Raw genomic sequence first — 17,049 nt, forward strand, 5'->3', positions numbered from 1 at the left:
TATAGTAAACGGGACAGTTTACCTAATGGATCACTTTTTTAAAAATAAAAAAACAGATTCCTTATCGAAATCTGCTTTAATGCCAGGCTATTTTAATTGTATTTTGAAAAAGGAGATTCAGTTCTGCGGTGGGATCTGCGGGATTTTGTCTTAAAGATACGGCGTACGCTCTCAATTCTTCCAATTCACGGTGAATAAAGGCCTGCATTTCTTTATTTAAATAAATGGGATCCGTGTAACCGGATTTCTTCATATTTATAATAGGTGCCCAAACAGAAGATTCCATTATGTTCGGAGGAAAAGTACCATGATCCCTAATCCAGCCTGCGCTTAGGATAGAACGAATAAGATTCATGAGTGGCTTCATTGGTATCGCTCCTCCGCTGATCTTCCTCTCATTTGCTGCGGCAATATTTAAATAGTGGAAAAGCGCCGGTTTTGGCTGAAAGTATGTGCGGTTCAATGAACGGAGCTCATCGGCAACGGAAAAACGATCCTCATAATACGTATCAGCATAGAGCCACTCCAGTAAGGACGGATTCGATTTCCTGAAAAGCCTCAGTGCCTTCGTCATCTCCCATCCGCTTATATCCAGGTTATCGCTGACAGGCACCTCTATCACATCTCTTTCTTTGTCTATAGATAGATACCATTCCGGACGGTGGATATAAATAAAGCGCACATCATAATCACTTTTAGCTGATGCATAGCCGAATGCGCGGCTGCCCGCTTCGACAGCGAAGCAGATTTTGACTTGGTGGGTGGATTGGATTTTTTGGAGGTGGGTGGTGGGGATGGGCATTGGGAGACTCCTCTCGTGATTATACTAATTTTGAAACATCATAAATTCTGCCTTTATTCTCTCCATTTTGGGGAACTTTCAGCTGTTTAATCAATCTGTATGCCAATTTAGGTGATTGAATTTCAAGAAAGGCTCTCAACTTATTATTTGTTAAGTTAGTGGAAAATAAAAGACCATAATCTTTAATAGCTTCCACATGTTCATCTAAAGATTTAAACTGGCAGCTTCTGCATACCCATGTCCTGCAAGTTCTATGCATAGGGACGGCACTGCATTTTGGACAAATTACACCTTTTTTTAATTCCTCTTTCTCAATACTATATTGTGAAAGGAGATCAGTATTTAGTGGCACATGTGCATTCAATAGCTCTTTAGACACGCGTTTCAAACTTGGCGATTGGATTTTTTTGGTATAATGAGAACGAAGAGACTGAATTTTGTCAGGCAAATTAGAGGCCCGTAGTATCTTGTCAATATACTTCTCACTGGAGGATAATGTTTGAAGAACTGCGCGGGGATTCGTAATTACAATGTAATACTCAATTTGTAGTTCAGGAAGTTTCTTGTCTTTCATCCATAACGAAAGCAGCCTTGCATGCCTTTTAGCTTGAAGAACCGGATCTGGAAAAACTTCCTCTCTTCCATTATTAATTCTTATGACCTGCTGGAAATGCGGATCAAACTTGACCACACCACTAATATTCTTTGACTCTAATATTAACAGAAAAGAATTAAATATTATTAAACTGTCAATTTGAAAATACTGATCCTGATAATAAAGTCTGAGATCGTTTACTATATAATAATCTCTCCCTTCTACTTCATTTAAATAATAATCCATTGAATACTCACCATTTAAACCTGCCAATCGCTTCCCTAAATCACCCTCAATCTCACTGTATTTAGAATGATTTTTGGGGAGCCTCCGCAATAGAGCCTCCTGTTTTTTGATTAAAATCGATTTCTCCCTTTGTTTTACAATCAATCTGTCACTCCCTTTCTATTTTACGATTTCGTCATTATTAGGAAAATGTCCTTCTACGGGAAAGTTTTCGTTTCAAAATAGTTTTATTCCGGCCTAAATATCTCTTTTCAAATGAATATTGGCTTCTGAATCTATATCTCAGTCTGTATTTCGAATATTGAATCTGCTATCGGACATTCACCCTCTTTTATCGGACTCTCATTTCAGGATATCGGACCCTCGCTACCTTTTATCGGACACTGTTATCCTTATATCGGACATTGCACCAGTTATCGGACATTCGCCCTCTTTTATCGGACTCTCATTTCAGGATATCGGACCCTCGCTACCTTTTATCGGACACTGTTATCCTTATATCGGACATTGCACCAGTTATCGGACATTCCCCCTCTTTTATCGGTCACTCACTTCAGGATATCGGACCCTCGCTACCTTTTATCGGACACAGCCAGCCTTATATCGGACATTGAACCAGTTATCGGACATTCACGCTCCTTTATCGATCACTCACTTCAGGATATCGGACTCTCGCTACCTTTTATCGGACACTGTTATCCTTATATCAGACATTGAACCAGTTATCGGACATTCGCCCTCTTTTATCGGTCACTCATTTCAGGATATCGGACCCTCGCTACCTTTTATCGGACGCTGTCATCCTTATATCGGACATTGAACCAGTTATCGGACATTCACGCTCCTTTATCGGTCACTCATTTCAGGATATCGGACCCTCGCTACCTTTTATCGGACACAGCCAGCCTTATATCGGACATTGAACCAGTTATCGGACATTCACGCTCCTTTATCGATCACTCACTTCAGGATATCGGAACCTCGCTACCTTTTATCGGACCCTCGCTACCTTTTATCGGACACAGCCAACCTTATATCGGACATTGAATGAGTTATCGGACATTCCCCTTCTTTTATCGATCACTCACTTCAGGATATCGGACCATCGCTACCTTTTATCGGACACAACCAGCCTTATATCGGACATTGAATCGGTTATCGGACATTCACGCTATTATATCGGTCACTCACTTCTGGATATCAGACTCTGACCTCCTTTTTTCGGACCCAGCCCTCCCGATATCGGCGAAGCTGAATGAAGACCAGACCGCCTCCCCCCAACCTCAGCGGTCCCCCCCATCCATCCCACTACCTCCGAAACCCGCCTTCCGAGTGCAGCACCTGCCCCGTGATCCAGGCTGCTTCCTCACTAACTAAAAATCGGATGAGCCGCGCGGCGTCTGCAGGCTGGCCGATTCGGCCGAAGGGAAACATCGGCGCGAGGTGCTCTTTTATCTCGCTGTTCATCCACCCGCTGTCGGTGGGGCCTGGGTTGACGGCGTTTACGGTGATGCCCATTGGTGCGAGTTCAGCTGAAATGGATACAGTCAGAGCGTCGATGGCTCCCTTGCTTGCGGCATATGGAATTTCACCCGGCATGGGACCGCGTGATTGGCCGGACGTCATGTTGACGATGCGGCCTCCGCTCGCCTTAGAAAAATGGCGGGCGAAGGCTCCGCACATGAGGGCGGTTCCTCTGACATTGACGTGATAATGACGGTCCATGTCCAGGGCGGTCATCTCCAAAATGTCTTTATTCATGCTGAATGCGGCATTATTAATGAGGATGTCAGGTTCTGTACCGAATCTCCTTATTACTTCACTAAAAATCATTTCAGGTACCGCAGGGTCAGATAAATCAGCGTCCATCATTTCCGCTTGGACTCCGATTGTGCGCAGTTCGTCCAGCAATAATCCGGGTTCATTTACATGATTTTTCTCGTACACAGCCTGATCAAATGGAGACCATGCTGTAAAGAAAATGTCGTGTCCTGCCGCCCCCAGCTCTCTGCATAAAGCGGCTCCAATACCATTTAAACGGGAGGCCCCCGTAATAAGCGCGATTTTATTCATATCACAATCCACCTTTTCCCTCTAAATCTTTCGCTGTTTGACTCATTTCTACCTTTTTTTCATCCTTTAATGTTCCAAAGAGAACATCTCCGATTGGATTGGAGACGCCATACCAGTAGTTTTCATTTTTAAAATGGTGAAGCTGATGGGTTTTTTTCATCCATTTTCCGAATCCGAAAAGCGGTTTGATCGGCCGGTGGGCGACATAGTGCTTCCACTCATAGGTGAGCAGCATGAGAATCAGCCCCATGCCGAAAGCGGCTGTACTTATTACATTCGCTGTGAAAAGATAAAAAATGGCCGCCAAAACAATAAAATTCGGAAGACTGTACCAGACCGGCAGAAATAACAGTTTTAAGTCATTCGGATATTTGTGATGATCGTAATGTAAACGCTTTAAAAACTGGAGAAACAAACGATTTTTTGGCGGTTTAAGATGAAAAAGAAAGCGGTGTGTTAAATACTCGCTGAAAATAAAAACGATTAATCCAGTACAGAAAAAAACGAAATTCAGCCAGGAAGGATTCATAATTAGAACAGCAGCACCAAGGACAATAAATATCAGTCCCATTACTAAAATATCAAAATGAAGGAAAAAATCACGATACAATCCTTTACTTTTCATTTTTTCAGCTCCTCATTTTTAGCTTCCCATAACACCAGACTATCCTGCATCATCTTCCTTGCGATTGCTTCCGCTTCCCTTGAACTCCCGGCGAGAACAGCCTCCAGCAAATCCGTGTAATACTTCCTTGAAGCAATTCGATGATTCTCCTCATCAAAATACTGCACAGCCATCGCTATATAACAATCTGTAAAACTATTAATAATGAGCAAATATATTGGATTAGAGGACAATCTCGCCATTCCCCGTTGAAGCTCCCAGTCAAATTCCGCAAAATCTTCAGCGGCATGCTTAAGAGTATCGGCTTTGATTAAGAGAGCAGCGGCCTCTGCCCGATTCGTTTCAACGGCATCCCGAATATAGGCAGGGGTGAGTGAGATCCTCAGCTCCAGCATATAGCTAATCCATTCCCGCGGAATATTCTCATAGGATTTGAGCAGGCTGGCAATTGTCATCAGATTCCCATGCTGCCAAATATCATTGATAGTCGGCGGCATTCCTTTTCTCGAAGTAACCCACCCATCACGCTCCATTCTTTGGATCGCTTCCCTGACAGCCGGTCTGCCAACCCCATAGATTGAAGCAAGCTCTCTCTCAGGCTTTAAAGAGGTGTGCGGCAAAAGTTTGTGCGCCAGAATGGATTGAACGAGTTCTTTTTCAACAAAATCTGATGCCCTTTCCACATTCCCCATCTCCTTTTTGGTATGACCAAAATATATGTTGGTAAGACCAAATTATTCTAAAATTCAGAAATTGTCAACATCCAATAGGGACTTTTATGCTTTATTCCTTACCATCTTCCGGAAATCTCCATAAAAAAAGCGAACCTATTGCGGTCCGCTATCCCCTTACTATTCGACTGTTAATCTCACCCGGCTGTTAAAAATCTGATTTTTATTGCGGAGGACAAAGTGGTTATTGGAGAAATCGATCTCCAGTTCATGATCAAAGCCTTCTTCGAAATCCTTGTCAACGATAAAATCGTATCCTTCGGCTGAAATTTTCTTTTCGCGGCCTTCCAGATCGCGGTCCTTCATTCCTTTGATTTCATAAACATTGTTTACGATATCGCAGCTTCCGGGATCAAAAGGAATGGCAAAGACTGTGCCCTCCGGCGCCTCATTCAGCTTCTGTTTTGCATGTTCGGTTAGCTTAATCATTGTGAATTCCTCCTTATTATAAAGAACGAATAATGCCTCCCTCGACCCTCTGGGCAGAGCCATTAATGGCAGAAGCCTTATCCGAAGCTAAAAACAAAATGGTACTGGCCACTTCTTCAACAGTTGCAAAACGCTGAATCAATGAAGTTGGCTCATTTTCTTTAAAATAATCTTTCGTGAACGGCTCGAGATCTTTTCCTTCCGATTCGGCTGCGCCTTTCATAAAGTTCTCGACACCCTCTGTCCAGGTTGGCCCCGGCAGGACAGAGTTTACCGTAACGTTTGTTCCCTTTGTCAATTCTGCCAATCCTCTTGAAAGAGAAATGAGAGCTGTTTTGGTTACCGAATAAGGAATCATCTGCGGCAAAGGCTTAACTCCGGCTTCACTTGCAAGGTTAAGAAGGCGTCCGCTGTTTCGTTTCAGCATATCCGGCAAAAATTTGCGTGAGAGTCTTACGGCACTCATAATGTTGGTTTGGAAGTAATCTTCCCATTCTTCATCTGTCACCTCTTCAAATGATTTCACTTCGAAAAAGGCAAGATTGTTGACCAATATATCAACTGGTCCGATTTCATTCACTTTTGAAATGAAATCATTGCTTCCTTCAAGATTTGAAAGATCCGCTGCAATTCCATGCACCGTTCCAAATGCGGATAGCTCGTCCACAACTTTTTGTACTTTTTCTTCTGTTCTTCCATTAACAATGACTGTGGCACCTTCCTGAAGAAAGCTTTTTGCTGTTTCTTTACCTATACCCCCTGTTGATCCTGTTACAACAGCTAATTTACCTTTTAGATTTAAATCCAAACCTTCCACCTGCTTTCACCTTATTCAAATATTCATTAGGTTATCATACCCTTAACTTTCAGTGCCAATGTTTGAGCTTATGGAAAAACCCTTCTATAATGGAATTGTCCGCCATAAAGGCGGATAAAAAAGTTCAGGAGGGAATCATGACAATCATTCGTGTGAAAGAGCCGCAGAAGCAGTGGAACCAAGCATCTTCAGCCCAACAGGAACAGCAGGCGATGAAAAGGTATGAGCATCGTTCCAATGAACGTGAAAAACTGGCAAAAAAGCTGGAGACAAAGAATCCTCTTGAAGTCGATACGCCTGAAAGAGCCGCTTACCGGCAAGCACTTGTCAACCCTCGAGATGGCTTAGCACTTGAACGAATTGTTGGTGAAAACAACCTGTTTCCGATTTCTTATTTGGAATCCGGAATTCAAGCTTCAAAATCCGTGTGCAGAATTGAAGTGAGAGACCGGATCGGCAGAGTGCTTGGACATGGCACAGGTTTTCTCGTTTCACCTTCTCTTCTGCTTACAAATCACCACGTCTTGGTTGACGAGGATGCTGCATTAAACAGTTTGGCTCAATTCAACTATGAATTGGATCTAAATTTAAGAGAAAAGCAGATTAAAAGCTTTCGTATCACTCCTGAAAGATTGTTCATTACGAATGAAGAAATGGATTTTACACTGACAGCGGTTGAAGAAATTTCAGCCGATGGCTCTCCATTAAGTGATTTTGGCTTTCTTCCGCTGCATGCCCAGTCTGGAAAAGGGCTTGTTGGAGAATATGTTTCAATTATTCAGCATCCGTCAGGCGCACCTAAATCCTTAGCTATTCGCGATAATAAAATAACGGATGTTTTCGATGATTACATTCATTATTCTACTGATACACAAGAAGGTTCTTCCGGGTCACCCGTTTTAAACGATGAATGGGTCATAGTGGCTCTTCACCATGCCGGCGTACCCGATCCTGAAAATCCGGAGGAATATACAGCAAATGAAGGAATTCGAATCAGCAGCATCGTTAAATTTCTTTCAGAGCAAAAAGCATCTCTTAAAGAGCACCAAAAGGAGCTGCTATCTGAAATCCTTGGAGATATAAAAGCCGAGCAAGCGAATCCTAAACCGGTGAAAGTGGAAAAATTAAAGCCTTCCCGATATGAAAAAGCAACTGGATATGACAGCAAATTCCTTGGCACCAAACACGCGGTTTCACTGCCTAAGCTCTCAAAGGATCAGGAAGCGGATGCCGCCCCAGTGAAAGCCGGAGGGAACGTGCTTGATTACACACATTTTTCCCTTGTTATGAGTAAAAAGAGAAGAATTGCTTACTATACGGTTGTCAATATAGATGGAAAACAGCTGAAGGAGATCGAACGGGATAAAGACTCCTGGTATTACGATCCCCGTATTGATGAAAAGTATCAAGCAGGTGAGGAATTATACAGCCGTAACGACTTGGATCGCGGCCATCTGGTTAGAAGAAGAGATCCGGTATGGGGATCAGATGCAAAAAAAGCAAATGATGATACGTTCCATTTTACAAACTGCTCCCCTCAGCATAAAAATTTGAACCAAAAAACGTGGCTTGAGCTTGAAAATTACATCCTGGACAATGCCGAAAACCATCAGTTTAAAGCCACCATTTTTACTGGGCCGGTCTTCAGAGATGATGATCTTGTCTATCGCGATATTCAAATTCCGGCTGAGTTTTGGAAAGTGGCGGTCATGGTAAAAGAAGACGACACCCTCTCCGCTACCGCCTACCTTCAGTCACAAAAGAATTTAATTGATGATCTGGAATTTGCATACGGAGAGTATAAAACGTATCAGGTTCCTTTATCAAAAATCGAGTCTTTAACAGGCCTTCAGTTTAAAGATCTTAAAAAGAGCGATCCGATTGAAAAGCTTGAATCGGCTGTCGGACGGGTCATTGAAGGACCGGAAGATATTGAAATCTAATCAAAAAGGCTTGCCGACGCGGCAAGTCTTTTTATTTTTGAGCCGTTTTTCCAAGCGGATTCTCTTCTAACTCACTCATATAATTTTTACCCCAGTCATACATAGCTTCAAGAATGGGCATCAGACTCTCTCCCTGAATTGTGAGGGAATATTCTACTTTTGGCGGAACTACAGGATATACTTCCCTGTGCACAATCCCGTCCTCTTCAAGCTCCCGAAGCTGGTTTACAAGCATACGCTGTGTAATTCCAGGCATGAGCGATTTAAGTTCTCCAAAACGCTTTGTCCCTTCTTTTCCAAGATGCCAAAGAATCAGCATTTTCCACTTTCCGCCGATAACGGAAAGGGTTAATTCTTTTTCACAATTAAAAAATTTATCTTTCGTTCGTGTCATTTAAATCACCTCAAGTCTTATTATAACTCATGGTATACTTTTTAACACTATGTAAGTTTTAAGTCAGTACTTACAAAATAATAAATTTGAGAGTATGCTTATTTCAGGCAGTTTTTTAGGGAACAGTAAAAAGGATTGCCTCACACTAATATACAGGAGTGATTATAGATGGAATTGCAGCTCGCATTAGACCTCGTGAACATTCCAGAGGCCATTGAATTGGTTAAAGAAGTAGAGGAACACATCGATATCGTCGAGATCGGCACGCCCGTTGTAATAAATGAAGGACTTAAGGCAGTAAAAGAAATGAAAGCAGCATTTCCTAATTTGAAGGTTTTAGCTGACCTGAAAATTATGGATGCAGCCGGATACGAAGTGATGAAGGCTTCTGAAGCTGGTGCAGACATCATTACCATTCTTGGAGCAGCTGAAGATATGTCTATAAAAGGCGCTGTAGAAGAAGCAAAAAAACAAAACAAAAAAATTCTTGTAGACATGATTGCTGTTAAAGACATTGAAACACGTGCAAAAGAACTGGACGCAATCGGCGTAGATTACATTTGCGTTCATACTGGATATGACCTTCAAGCAGTTGGCCAAAACTCCTTTGAAGATCTTAAAACCATTAAACGTGTCGTCAAAAATGCAAAAACAGCAGTAGCCGGCGGAATTAAAATGGATACATTGCCAGAAGTAATCAAAGCCAGCCCGGATTTAGTCATTGTTGGAGGCGGCATCACTGGTCAAGATGATAAAAAAGCAACAGCCGCTAAAATGCAAAAACTGATAAAGCAAGGGTAATCCCATGCAGACCGCTGAATTCTTCCGCACCATTCTCAATGAATTGAATGCTGCAGCAGATGCACTGAACGAGCAGGAATCCGCTGAGCTTGTCGATAAAATCTTGGCATCGAACAAGATTTTTGTTGCAGGCGCCGGCCGCTCCGGGTTAATGGCCAAATCCTTCGTCATGAGAATGATGCACATGGGGCTCGACGCTTACGCCGTTGGCGAAACGACTACTCCCCAATTTGAAGAGAACGATCTTATCATCATCCCATCCGGATCAGGAGAAACCAAAAGTCTTGTTTCCATGGCTGAAAAAGCGCATTCGATCGGAGGCAGCATAGCCTGTGTCACTATTTCACCCGAGTCCACTCTTGGCAAAATAGCGGATTTCACCGTAAAACTGCCTGGAGCACCAAAGGATCAATCCGGAGAACGGAAAGAAACGATCCAGCCGATGGGTTCACTTTTTGAACAAACCCTGCTTCTTTTTTTCGATGCCGTAATCCTGAAGTTCATGGAGAAAAAAGGACTCGATTCGAAAACGATGTATGGAAAGCATGCGAATTTGGAATAAATGTTTGGAATGGAGAGGTTTTATGACCTCTCCATTTTTTTGCGGTGATTTGTTGTACGGGGGGAAGGAGGTCAGGTAACGTCTTGTTTTAGTCGCGATGTCCGGCACTCATGTACTTCCTTACAAAAAAAGAGGAAAGACCTCGTCAGGCCTTTCCTTTTAAAAGGATAAATCTTATAGTCCTAAATCAAGACCATCTTCGGAGTCAGTTACTCCATTCAGCATAAGGTTAAGACCAAGGTTCAAGCCGCTGTTGAAGCTGCTTTCGCTATCGTCTCCTTCTTCACTGTCAGAGAACATCGCTTGAAGATCTGTCATAAGTCCAACGTTCGCACCAAGCATAGATTCTTCACCATCTGTAAGGTTTAAACCAAGCTGATTGTTTGTTTTGGAGTTTAGTCCAGCTTCATACGAATCATTTTCTTCATTTGATTGTACCCATAGTCCAGTAAGGATATCAGACATTCCATTAATCATAACAGACTCATTATCTTCCCCTTGTAAACCAAGTCCAAAGTTTGTAGCAGAATCTGTTCCAATTGCAGCTTTCGAAGAATCATCGTTTGTTTCGAAAACATTCCAGATTTTTGTGTTCGTATCAGCGTTTGCAACAGCAGAGCTGTCTTCACCTTCTAAAACAGTTCCTACACCAGTTCCAAAGTTACCTTCTGTTTTTGAAGAATAAGAATCATTTTCTTCATCAACCACTGTTTCATTAGTGATTCCAGCGTTTCCTTTCGCTTTTACAGCGGCAGAAGCGTCTTCACCTTCAAGAACAGCACCTGTTTCACCAGCAAGATTCCCTTCAGTTTTAGAAGAGTATGTGTCATTTTCTTCGTCAACAACGGTTTCGTTAGAGATTCCAGCGTCACCTTTCGCATTCACTGCGGCAGAAGTGTCTTCGCCTTCAATCATTGCTCCAGTTTCACCGGATGCTTTGGCATCAGTTTTAGAAGAGTAGTTATCTTCTTCTACTACGGTTTCATTGGAAACTCCAGCGTCACCTTTCGCATTCACTGCGGCAGAAGTGTCTTCGCCTTCAATCATTGCTCCAGTTTCACCGGATGCTTTGGCGTCTGTTTTAGAAGAGTAGTTATCTTCTTCTACTACGGTTTTATTGGAGATTCCAGCGTCACCCTTTGCATTCACTGCAGCAGATGTATCCTCTCCTTCAATCATTGCTCCAGTTTCACCGGATGCTTTGGCATTTGTTTTAGAAGAATACTTATCATCTTCGACTACGGTTTCATTGGAAACTCCAGCATTGCCTTCCGCTTTGGCTGCAGCTGATGTATCTTCGCCTTTAATTACGGCTCCTGCTTCACCTTTTGCATCGGCATCAGTTTTAGAAGAATATGAGTCGTTTTCTTCATTCACGATGGTTTCATTGGAGACTTTTCCGCTGCCTTCTGCTTTCGCTGCGGCAGATGTGTCTTCGCCTTCAACGGCTGCGGCGGCTCCCGCTGTCCCCTCTGCTTCTGAAACAGTTGTCTTCGTATCTTCTGTTTCTTTCACATCGGATTTAATGTTTCCATCTGTAACCGTATCTGCTTTTACACGCTGATCGTCACTGCGATCCAGGATATTGATGTTTTCGAGCAAGCTTTGATTTTCTCCGCTTTCCAAGATATTGATTCTATCCAAGTCCAGCAAAGAATCCTTTTCCGCTGCGTAGCTTGTTTGGCCTCCAACAAATAGACTTGCTGCAAGAGCACCTGTAACGGTTAATGTTCTGAGTACGTTTTTCATAATAAAATTCTCTCCTTTTAATAAAAGTTTTTTGTTTATATGCTTTTAGTTAAAAGAAGAGAAGATTGGGGCGGCTGTGCCGGCGGAGCATTTAACCATTGGTCATAGTAGTTCTTACTCTGGCTGTTATGGATTGGATCCGCGAAAATAAATTCCCCCTGCATCGGATTCAGCAGTCCGATCGCTGCCAATCCTGAACTGGCTGCGCTGCTTCCTGTCATCGTTGTTGTAGAGGATGACGGAGCACTTTGGCTTACTGTAATGGCGGTTAGTTTTTCTTTCACCATTTCAGGCGGCCCGTTTGCCGGATCTTCCGTACCCTTTACTATTTTTGCAGGGCTTGTTTCGGAAGGCTTAGCCGTGATTTTTGCACGTTCTGGCTCAGTTTGGCTGATTACCTTTTTTACTGGCGCTTGAACGGCTGCTGCAGGTTTCTTGCTTGCTTCCGGTTTATCGGCAGCCTGCAAGGAATTGGATGTTTCTTTTTCTATTGTTTCTTTCGTATCCTTTTCTTTCAGTTCAGCTGGAGCTTGATCCTTTACAGGAGTTACAGCAGGTTTTGGATCTGCTTCACTTTTAGGCTGCTCCTCTTTTACCGGGATGTCTGATTTGGCTGGAGTGCTGCCAGTATTTACTGAGACGCTGTCTTTGTTTCCTTCAGCCTGAACAATCTTTGTATCGATTTTGATACTTGGCTCTTTGGATACATCGGCTTGAATCACGTTTGTATCGATTTTAATGCTTGGTTCTTCCGATACATCTGCTTTGACTATGCCGGTGTTCACGTTGACAGAAGGTTTTTCTGATAAGTCTGCATTAGCGATTCCCGTTTCAACCTTGACGCTTGGCTTTCTGGAAAGATCTGCGTTTACTGCTCCAGCGTTCACTTTTAAAGAAGGATCTTTTGATAGATTTAAATCCACTAAAGGCTTGCCGTCGGATAGGGAATCTGTCACCTTGTCCGTTGTAGTAGATAGAGACTCTGTTACAGAAGAAACCGTTTTACTTAATGCGTTTTGGGTGCTGCTTTCCTTTTTAATCGGAGCAGCCTGCTTTTCTTCCATAGCAGAATCTTCTTTTTCTGTTGAAACACCAATGACTTCATTCGTGACAGATTCCACAATTCCAGTGGTATTTTTCACAGTTGAGCTCAGCAAGCCTTCAGCGGAAGCGAATGCAGGAACCGTTAAGATTCCTAAGACTAATGCAGCCTGAATTACTTGCTTATGCACCTTATGTTTTCACCTCCTCCTTGAAAAGTCATTTTTCATGCAGTAACGATTAATTTTGTGTATTCGATAAGCTAACGGAAAAGATTTAGGTTTGGATCACTATTTTGTCATTTACTCAAAAAAAATTTGGCTATTTTCTTAAACATGGTTGTTTTGACAAATAATTTGGGAGGTTAAGGGCAGCTCTATTTACATTTATCTTTAACACAACCCTCTCTGACAGAGCCAAAATTTTTTAATTGATCACCCCATGCTCTGTCACTGTAACTTCAACTTTTGGAAGGATTTCTATGGATGGATATTCTTTTTCCCAGTCAAGATTCTTCCATACGTGAGGATAGTAAGCCATTAATTCTCTCCCGATTCCAAACATATCACTGTTTGCTTCCTGGATTTTGCTGATGACGGATTTAGCTTCGGCTGTAAGCTGCTCTGAGATTTTCTTATTTATTGCTTTAACTAATTTTTCATTTGTCAAAGAATCCTGCGGGTATTCTGCCACATCAATTTCAGCCTTCATTTTTACTTCAGCCTTTATATTTCCGGGAGTTGCATGGATTACGTTCATTCCGGACTTCACTTTTAGGAATGAATAGGTGATATAGTTATTTTTTTCAGGCTTCTCTCCATCATGAATACGGTTAACATATCTTGCAGATTTAGCCTTTGCCCCCATTAATAAAAGCAATAGCGTTGATTCATCAACAGAAAGATATCCAGACAGAACTTTATCATGAAAAAGAGCTATGCCATCCACGGTTACTTCATTTAACTCTTTTTTTACCAAAGGAAGACCAAAGTCTTTTCCTTCATCAAACATCAGGGTACAGATCGTCTGCAGGCTATGAATAGGGCTAACCGTCGATTTTTCCTGGCTTTCAATGATTTCAATCAAATACTCGGAAATGAGCACATTCCCAACCATTCCCATATCTAAAATTTCACTTGCATCCCCTTTTGCTACAGCCACCTTGGAAGAAACCGAACTATTGGAGTCTCTGTACAGCACATCCAGATATGAATAGATATCACTTTTTGCAAGATTTTCACCAAGGAGAAAAATTCTGTTTTTTGAAGGATCAAATTGGCCGGATACCTTCCTGTCCATGATCATCCTGGATTCCCTTAATGTATGAGCTTTTGTATGAACAATCGAATTATTCGGAATTCCGCCAATGAAGTCTCTAATCGTGGCCGTCACGTATAATTGTTCATCCTCAACCAGATCAATTCCCGTCCCAAAAACAAGTCTGCTATCCTTGAGCAGGCGCTGATCCCAGCATCCAGATATAAAGATTTGCAAACCAGCCAATACCGCGAGCATGATTTTCTTCATCTCACATACTCCCTTTGGTTTTCTTTTTGTAAAAAAACAAGCCAATGATCAAAAGAAGTGACGGAATGACAATAATAGGAATCACGCTAAATTTGAGCAGAATATCGTTGACTATATACATCTGCTTTTCATCCTTTAAAAACAAAGCTATCAAAAATGTTGCGGCGCAAAGACCATAAGCAAGATACGGCCTTTTCAGTTTCATAAGAACCGTTTTCAACCCTTCTGTTGATAGGAATAAGTAACTTACATAAGAGGTGGAAACATTGACAATCCAGATGGATGCGAAAAGCAAATCAAACCTTTCCACGACCTGAATATAAAGGGCCTTTACCAAATAAAGAAGCGGCTGCGGAATGATATCCATCTCGTCCGGACTAAAAACAATTTGGCAGACGACTGTTAAATACGTGTAAACTCCAGTGACTGTAAAATTTGCCCATGTGGCGGATTTTAAAATGGCTCCTGCCGTTTTTGTCTTGACAAGAGGATATAAAATTAAAAGGACTTCAAACCCGATCATTGAAAAATAAGCTTTGGTGATTCCCATTGAAATTTCTTTCCAGCCCGATTGCGACAGGGGCAGCAGATACCTGAAATCTAATGGATAGGAAAAAAGAGCAATGACCGTAATCACTAATAGCAGAATAATCAATCCCGATACAATTACATGAAACTTCGCAATAACTTCAGCCTCTTCTTTTCCAAGGTATACTCCTACAAGGCAAAGCATTGCTACAATAATCCACCTTGGCGTTTCATCCAGCACCCAGTCCTTAATGATTCCCACTGCAAAAACAAGAATGACAACCATGACTGTAATTCCGTACAAAACGTACAGTCCATTGATGAATCTCCCCGCAATTCCCCCTAGCATGCTGACTGAGTATTGGAACAGATTTTTTTCCGGGTTCCTTTTTGCCAATAGCCAATATAGCGTGATGACCATTTGAATGAGGATGCCTGTTACCACAATGGAAATCCACGCATCCCCTTTCGCTTCACTTTGAACCTCATAAGGAAGTCCAAGAATCCCCACCCCAATTTGGGTTTGAATGATGAAGAAGTAGAGCTGAAAAGGAGATAGATTTTTATTCATTTTTTCTCCACCCTCTTGACTTTGATTCCTTCCATGAATAAACCGGCTTCGTATCACGCGGCCTTTCATTCATCATCCAGATTGGAACACGGAAGACCGTGTCTTTAAAAAACTTAAAGTCAAAAGGTGCCAGAGGATAAAAATAGGGACAGCCAAAGGGCTTTAATTTCACAAGATGAATCAATATAAGCATAAAAGAAATCACAATTCCGAAGAAACCAAAAAGGGCCGACATCAGCATAATCGGAAAGCCTAAAATCCTGATTGTATTGCTCATCTCATTGGAAGGAATGACAAAGGAAGAGATGGCAGTAATGGCGACTACAATAATCATGGTGTTGGAAACAAAATGAGCTTCCACTACTGCCGTTCCGATCACTAAACCTCCGACGACGCCAATGGTCTGGGAAATGGCATTTGGAAGGCGAATCGCTGCTTCTCTAAGCAATTCAAGAGTAAGCTGCATAATCATGGCTTCAAGAACCGGCTGGAATGGAACATATTCCAGTGAGCTTTTAATGGAGAAAACAATTTCCACCGGGATTACCTCATAGTTAAAGGAAACGAGGGCGATATAGAAGGCGGGCAGCCCCAATGCAATTAAAAAAGAGACCATTCGTACAATTCTGTAAAAGGATCCAATTAGCGTCCGCTGGTTATAATCCTCCGATGACTGAAAAAATGTAAAGAAGTGGGCAGGCAGAATCAGTACAGTCGGACTTCCTTCCATCAAAATTGCGATCCTTCCATCCATTAAATTCGACGCTGCCCGATCTGGCCTTTCCGTGCTCAAAAACTGAGGAAACGGAGAAAATGGGTAGTCCTCGAGAAATTCCTCAAAATAACCCGGTGATTGAACAGAATCTACCTGAAGGTAGCTGAGCCTTCTTTCCACTTCTTTAACGAGGGATGGATTCACAATTTTCCCTACATAGACAATTGCCATTTTCGAATGGCCCGTCCTTCCTACTGAACGAAACTGAACAGTTAAGGAAGGACTTTTAATTCTTTCGCGGATAAAATGAATGTTTTTCAATACATTTTCAGAAAAGCTTTGGTGTGATCCTCTGATTACTTTCTCATTATTCGGTTCCTGGCCGGTATCCATCTCTTTTTTGTATACATTTAATAAAAAGAGCTCTGTTTCTCCCTCTATAAATAAAAGACAATGTCCTTCCACCATGGATTCAATAGCGCTATCAAGCTCCAAGGTCCTATGCATGACGGTAATGGTCACAATGTCTTCAATTTTTCCTTTTTGCTTATTCAAGAGAGGTTTTAAAACATTCGTCTGAATGATCTCGCGGTCTGCTATGGAATCTATATAGAGAATAAATGTATTTTTTTCATTGAAAATAAACCTCTTTATTTTCAGATCATCCGCCTGGAAGAACGAATTCTTTATGTATGAAATCGTTTCGTCCGGGCTTCCTGAAGAGAGCGGCCCGTTCCCGCTGCCTGTTCTAGCCGATGGATCATGATTGATATGAGAGCTTGAGCTCATCCGCTTCCACCTCGATTATTTTTAGCATTTTCGATTCTGTCTGAAAATATACAGCCTGGGAAACCCGTAAACGGCAAAAAACCTGCAGAGCAGGTCTGCAGGTTTTTCAGG

At 42.1% G+C, this 17,049-nt stretch carries 16 protein-coding genes; 3 read left to right on the plus strand and 13 right to left on the minus strand.

All coding sequences use genetic code 11. The features are described 5' to 3' along the window. Window positions 1-76 precede the first annotated feature (76 nt). The 7 genes from WCV65_RS17880 to WCV65_RS17910 all read right to left on the minus strand — a co-directional run bounded on the left by WCV65_RS17880 (window position 77) and on the right by WCV65_RS17910 (window position 6,309). Window positions 77-802, minus strand: a complete 726-nt coding sequence (locus tag WCV65_RS17880) for a nucleotidyltransferase domain-containing protein (RefSeq protein ID WP_338778358.1) — start codon at window positions 800-802, stop codon at window positions 77-79. 19 nt (window positions 803-821) lie between these two features. Further along, window positions 822-1,787: a nuclease-related domain-containing protein gene (locus WCV65_RS17885; protein WP_338778360.1), complete on the minus strand. Its 966-nt coding sequence runs from the start codon at window positions 1,785-1,787 to the stop codon at window positions 822-824. A gap of 1,164 nt (window positions 1,788-2,951) precedes the next feature. Then, entirely contained in the window at window positions 2,952-3,716 is a 765-nt protein-coding gene (locus tag WCV65_RS17890) for an SDR family oxidoreductase (protein ID WP_338778362.1), read from the minus strand. Window position 3,717: 1 nt separating this feature from the next. Further along, window positions 3,718-4,341, minus strand: coding sequence for a sterol desaturase family protein (locus tag WCV65_RS17895; protein ID WP_035404437.1), 624 nt, complete (start codon window positions 4,339-4,341; stop codon window positions 3,718-3,720). After that, window positions 4,338-5,033 carry a GntR family transcriptional regulator gene (locus WCV65_RS17900; RefSeq protein ID WP_338778366.1) on the minus strand — a complete coding sequence of 232 codons (696 nt, stop codon included), beginning with the start codon at window positions 5,031-5,033 and terminating at the stop codon, window positions 4,338-4,340. The genes WCV65_RS17895 and WCV65_RS17900 overlap by 4 nt, the downstream gene beginning before the upstream one ends. Window positions 5,034-5,192: 159 nt before the next feature. Beyond that, complete coding sequence (locus tag WCV65_RS17905; RefSeq protein WP_338778368.1) at window positions 5,193-5,501, minus strand: iron-sulfur cluster biosynthesis family protein; 309 nt, start codon at window positions 5,499-5,501, stop codon at window positions 5,193-5,195. A 16-nt stretch (window positions 5,502-5,517) separates the two neighbouring features. After that, the gene (locus tag WCV65_RS17910; RefSeq protein ID WP_338778370.1) at window positions 5,518-6,309 is read right to left on the minus strand and encodes an SDR family oxidoreductase; all 792 of its coding nucleotides are present in this window, start codon (window positions 6,307-6,309) and stop codon (window positions 5,518-5,520) included. A gap of 146 nt (window positions 6,310-6,455) precedes the next feature. Between WCV65_RS17910 and WCV65_RS17915 the strand changes: the two genes are divergently transcribed. Then, complete coding sequence (locus WCV65_RS17915; RefSeq protein WP_338778371.1) at window positions 6,456-8,261, plus strand: DNA/RNA non-specific endonuclease; 1,806 nt, start codon at window positions 6,456-6,458, stop codon at window positions 8,259-8,261. Window positions 8,262-8,292: 31 nt separating this feature from the next. Here the strand turns inward: WCV65_RS17915 and WCV65_RS17920 are convergent, their stop codons facing one another. Next, window positions 8,293-8,655, minus strand: a complete 363-nt coding sequence (locus tag WCV65_RS17920) for a helix-turn-helix domain-containing protein (RefSeq protein WP_338778372.1) — start codon at window positions 8,653-8,655, stop codon at window positions 8,293-8,295. A 168-nt stretch (window positions 8,656-8,823) separates the two neighbouring features. Here WCV65_RS17920 and hxlA point away from each other — a divergent pair, with 168 nt between their 5' ends. Together hxlA and hxlB are read left to right on the plus strand one after the other, a co-directional pair. Beyond that, the gene (gene hxlA / locus WCV65_RS17925; RefSeq protein WP_338778373.1) at window positions 8,824-9,456 is read left to right on the plus strand and encodes a 3-hexulose-6-phosphate synthase; all 633 of its coding nucleotides are present in this window, start codon (window positions 8,824-8,826) and stop codon (window positions 9,454-9,456) included. Window positions 9,457-9,460: 4 nt separating this feature from the next. Further along, on the plus strand, window positions 9,461-10,018 hold the full coding sequence (gene hxlB / locus WCV65_RS17930; protein ID WP_338778374.1) for a 6-phospho-3-hexuloisomerase: 558 nt from the start codon (window positions 9,461-9,463) through the stop codon (window positions 10,016-10,018). 174 nt (window positions 10,019-10,192) lie between these two features. On the opposite strand, the gene WCV65_RS17935 is transcribed toward hxlB, so the two are convergent. From WCV65_RS17935 to WCV65_RS17955, 5 genes are all read right to left on the minus strand, one after another. Further along, window positions 10,193-11,767, minus strand: coding sequence for a hypothetical protein (locus tag WCV65_RS17935; protein ID WP_338778375.1), 1,575 nt, complete (start codon window positions 11,765-11,767; stop codon window positions 10,193-10,195). 35 nt (window positions 11,768-11,802) lie between these two features. Then, on the minus strand, window positions 11,803-12,999 hold the full coding sequence (locus WCV65_RS17940) for a hypothetical protein (protein ID WP_338778376.1): 1,197 nt from the start codon (window positions 12,997-12,999) through the stop codon (window positions 11,803-11,805). Window positions 13,000-13,234: 235 nt separating this feature from the next. Then, window positions 13,235-14,335, minus strand: coding sequence for a Ger(x)C family spore germination protein (locus WCV65_RS17945; RefSeq protein ID WP_338778377.1), 1,101 nt, complete (start codon window positions 14,333-14,335; stop codon window positions 13,235-13,237). Between the two features lies 1 nt (window position 14,336). Continuing rightward, on the minus strand, window positions 14,337-15,434 hold the full coding sequence (locus tag WCV65_RS17950) for a GerAB/ArcD/ProY family transporter (RefSeq protein ID WP_338778378.1): 1,098 nt from the start codon (window positions 15,432-15,434) through the stop codon (window positions 14,337-14,339). Beyond that, a complete protein-coding gene (locus tag WCV65_RS17955) occupies window positions 15,427-16,938 on the minus strand; it encodes a spore germination protein (protein ID WP_066098996.1) in 1,512 nt (503 codons plus the stop codon). Before WCV65_RS17955 ends, WCV65_RS17950 begins: the two co-directional genes overlap by 8 nt. Between the last annotated feature and the right edge of the window lie 111 nt (window positions 16,939-17,049).

Source organism: Metabacillus sp. FJAT-52054 (assembly GCF_037201815.1).
Lineage (GTDB): Bacteria > Bacillota > Bacilli > Bacillales > Bacillaceae > Metabacillus_B > Metabacillus_B sediminis.

Excerpts from the sequence above, each read along its gene's own strand:
- WCV65_RS17880 (WP_338778358.1), bottom strand. The coding sequence starts at position 802 with ATGCCCATCCCCACCACCCACCTCCAAAAAATCCAATCCACCCACCAA.
- WCV65_RS17890 (WP_338778362.1), bottom strand. The coding sequence starts at position 3,716 with ATGAATAAAATCGCGCTTATTACGGGGGCCTCCCGTTTAAATGGTATT.
- WCV65_RS17895 (WP_035404437.1), bottom strand. The coding sequence starts at position 4,341 with ATGAAAAGTAAAGGATTGTATCGTGATTTTTTCCTTCATTTTGATATT.
- WCV65_RS17900 (WP_338778366.1), bottom strand. The coding sequence starts at position 5,033 with ATGGGGAATGTGGAAAGGGCATCAGATTTTGTTGAAAAAGAACTCGTT.
- WCV65_RS17905 (WP_338778368.1), bottom strand. The coding sequence starts at position 5,501 with ATGATTAAGCTAACCGAACATGCAAAACAGAAGCTGAATGAGGCGCCG.
- WCV65_RS17915 (WP_338778371.1), top strand. The coding sequence starts at position 6,456 with ATGACAATCATTCGTGTGAAAGAGCCGCAGAAGCAGTGGAACCAAGCA.
- WCV65_RS17920 (WP_338778372.1), bottom strand. The coding sequence starts at position 8,655 with ATGACACGAACGAAAGATAAATTTTTTAATTGTGAAAAAGAATTAACC.
- hxlA (WP_338778373.1), top strand. The coding sequence starts at position 8,824 with ATGGAATTGCAGCTCGCATTAGACCTCGTGAACATTCCAGAGGCCATT.
- hxlB (WP_338778374.1), top strand. The coding sequence starts at position 9,461 with ATGCAGACCGCTGAATTCTTCCGCACCATTCTCAATGAATTGAATGCT.
- WCV65_RS17935 (WP_338778375.1), bottom strand. The coding sequence starts at position 11,767 with ATGAAAAACGTACTCAGAACATTAACCGTTACAGGTGCTCTTGCAGCA.
- WCV65_RS17945 (WP_338778377.1), bottom strand. The coding sequence starts at position 14,335 with ATGAAGAAAATCATGCTCGCGGTATTGGCTGGTTTGCAAATCTTTATA.
- WCV65_RS17950 (WP_338778378.1), bottom strand. The coding sequence starts at position 15,434 with ATGAATAAAAATCTATCTCCTTTTCAGCTCTACTTCTTCATCATTCAA.
- WCV65_RS17955 (WP_066098996.1), bottom strand. The coding sequence starts at position 16,938 with ATGAGCTCAAGCTCTCATATCAATCATGATCCATCGGCTAGAACAGGC.